A 2,461-nucleotide genomic window follows, 5' to 3' on the forward strand; every position below is an offset into this window, starting at 1 on the left:
ATGTGATCAGCGGTCAATTCGCCCGGCATCATGGTCGAGGGCGAGGTGGTTTCGGTCGCGCCATAAGCATTGATCAGTTTTAAGCCCGGACTTGTCGCAGCGAGCTTTTCGATGGTCGCAATCGGCATCGGCGCCCCGCCATAGCCGATCCGCCAGGCCGAGAGATCATGCGCGGCGAAATCGGCCTGCAGCAGGCAGAGATTGTACATCGCCGGCACCATCAGGCTGTGCGTGATGCGCTGGCTTGCGGCAAGTTTTAAGAACGCCGCGGCCTTGAACTCGGGCAGGATGATCAGGCTGCCCGCGCAGCGCGCCATGCTCATGATGTTGGCGACCACGCCGGTGACATGGGCGAGCGGCACGGCGGCAATCGAACGATCGGCCGCCGTGAGCTGCATGCAGGCCTCGAACAGCATGGCCGAATGGACAATGTTGCAATGAGCGAGCATCGCGCCCTTGGGCTGCCCTGTCGTGCCCGAGGTATAGAGGATCATGGCCGTGTCCTCTTCACCGACCTCGGTTGCCTCTTGCAGCGGCGACCAATCTGCAAACGTTGCAAGCTGGGACAGCATCACATCGTCATCAACGGCGATCCGATGCTGGAGCTCCGGGACATCGCAGGCATCGGGCAGACGATCGGCGAGGGTCGCTTCGTGGAACAGCAGCTTGGCGCCACAATCGGCCAGCACATAGGCGATCTCGCGCTTCTGCTGCCGTGTCGACAGCAGCACCGTGATCAGGCCGAGCTGGGCGGCGGCCAACATCGACAGCACGAATTCGATGCGGTTGCCGAGCAAGAGCGCGATGCGATCGCCGCGCTGCAGGCCCTTCTCACGCAGGCCCGCCGCAATTTGCCCAGCCTGCGGGACGACGTCGCGCCAGCGCAGGCGGCGCTCGCCGCAGATCAGCGCCTCTCCATCGCCGTTTCGTGCCGCTGCGGCTTCGACCATCTCCCAGATGCTTTTCGGCCGGTCGACAAAAGCCTCCACCACGCGATCGCCGAAGCGGACTTCGCGCCGCATCGCAGGCAGGATCTCGCGCGGCCAATCCATCTCAACTCCCCATCACGGGAATGCCGAGCACGACCGGATGGAACGCGAAGGCGAGCGCCAGATAGACGATCACCCCGACGACGATTGCGATCAGGTCGTTGCCGATGCCGCCGACGGGAATCGGCGGACCGCCCGCGTCGGCGCGGCGCTTCAGCGAAATCCGGTCATAGACCGCCCAGCCGAGGAAGGAGCCGAACAGGATGATACCGCCGAGATCACCATTGGCCAGCAGATGGCCGAATGCCCAGAGTTTGACGCCGGCGAGCATCGGATGCTTGACCGCCTGATAGATGCGGCCGCGCAGGTAAGCCGCCACAATCAGGATGACGGCCGGCAGCATCAGCGCCACGCTGAGATGTTTCAGGAACGTCGGCGGTGTCCAAACCGACCACAAGCCGGTCGCACGGTACTGCGCAAAGCCCCAGACGATCAGTGCAAGCCCGACGAGAGAGATGAGCGCATAGCCGATCTTGTAGCCGCTCTCGCCGGTCGCGGCGATCAGGCCGGCGCGCAGTTCGCGCGCGGTCGTGAGCGTATGGGCGCCGAGAAACAGCACCAGGCCCAGGATCATCACCAGAAGCCCCAAAGCGTGTTCCTCCCCTTGATCCTGCTCGGCCAGCGCCTGTTCGAGACGTCGCGTTCGCTCATGATGCCGCACCGCCGCCGGTCCCGTCGATCCTGGCGCAGCAGACCGCGAAAATTAGGCCGACACTTACCGGGACAGGTCGGCCGGGACAAATTCGATGTCCGTCTCCTTCCAACGCTCATAAGTCGCCGGACCCAGCATCGTAAACGGCTGACTCTGCATGACCGCGCGCACGGCGCTGGTCGCGGCCGCCTGGTAATGGGCGGCATCGGTCGGATCGGACACGATCTCTGGCGAACCGTCGAGCGAGCCATCGCGCTTCAAATGGACCCGGACCGTGATCGTGCCCTCGAAACCTGCGGGATCCCACCCCCGCAGGATCGCTGTCCGCATCTCCTGCAGCTGCCTCTGCAGGGTCGCCGCCGGCGCATTCTGCTTCTTCGGGGCCGCGGCTGCGCCGTGGCTCCAGCAGCCGATCAGCAATGCGGCTGCGACAGCCGACGGCGTCTTCGCACGAACCATTGTCCCGCTCCGCTGGAAAACGGCCCTGGCAGGTTCTGCGCAAAGCCGTCTTGCGGATGAATCTGGTAGCAAAATAGATGCCATCAGCGCAACTCGGCCGAACGGCCTACAGCGGTCATACTGGATCATTCAATAATCCAATATGACCGGCGAGCGCGGTAGATTCTGGTGTTGGCGCACGTTCTTGTCGGCGAACCGGATCCCACTTCGCCGGGCCATGCGGTTAAGGTTCGGCCGCCTTCTTGTTCAGGTCGCGGTTGTCGACATAGCGGATCATGATCGGCCGGCCCGCCAGGGCGCC

The 2,461-nt window shown here is 64.0% G+C and carries 3 protein-coding genes; all 3 read right to left on the reverse strand.

Annotation, left to right across the window (positions count from 1 at the left end):
• The coding region (locus JOZ76_RS18300) for a class I adenylate-forming enzyme family protein (RefSeq protein WP_291700448.1) at positions 1 to 1,052 on the reverse strand (1,052 nt) is incomplete at its 3' end.
• A gap of 1 nt (position 1,053) precedes the next feature.
• A complete protein-coding gene (locus JOZ76_RS18305; protein ID WP_291700452.1) occupies positions 1,054 to 1,638 on the reverse strand; it encodes an NnrU family protein in 585 nt (194 codons plus the stop codon).
• A 126-nt stretch (positions 1,639 to 1,764) separates the two neighbouring features.
• Complete coding sequence (locus tag JOZ76_RS18310) at positions 1,765 to 2,160, reverse strand: hypothetical protein (protein WP_291700450.1); 396 nt, start codon at positions 2,158 to 2,160, stop codon at positions 1,765 to 1,767.
• Positions 2,161 to 2,461 lie beyond the last annotated feature (301 nt).

The organism is Bradyrhizobium sp., from assembly GCF_019244115.1.
Classification (GTDB): Bacteria; Pseudomonadota; Alphaproteobacteria; order Rhizobiales; family Xanthobacteraceae; genus Bradyrhizobium.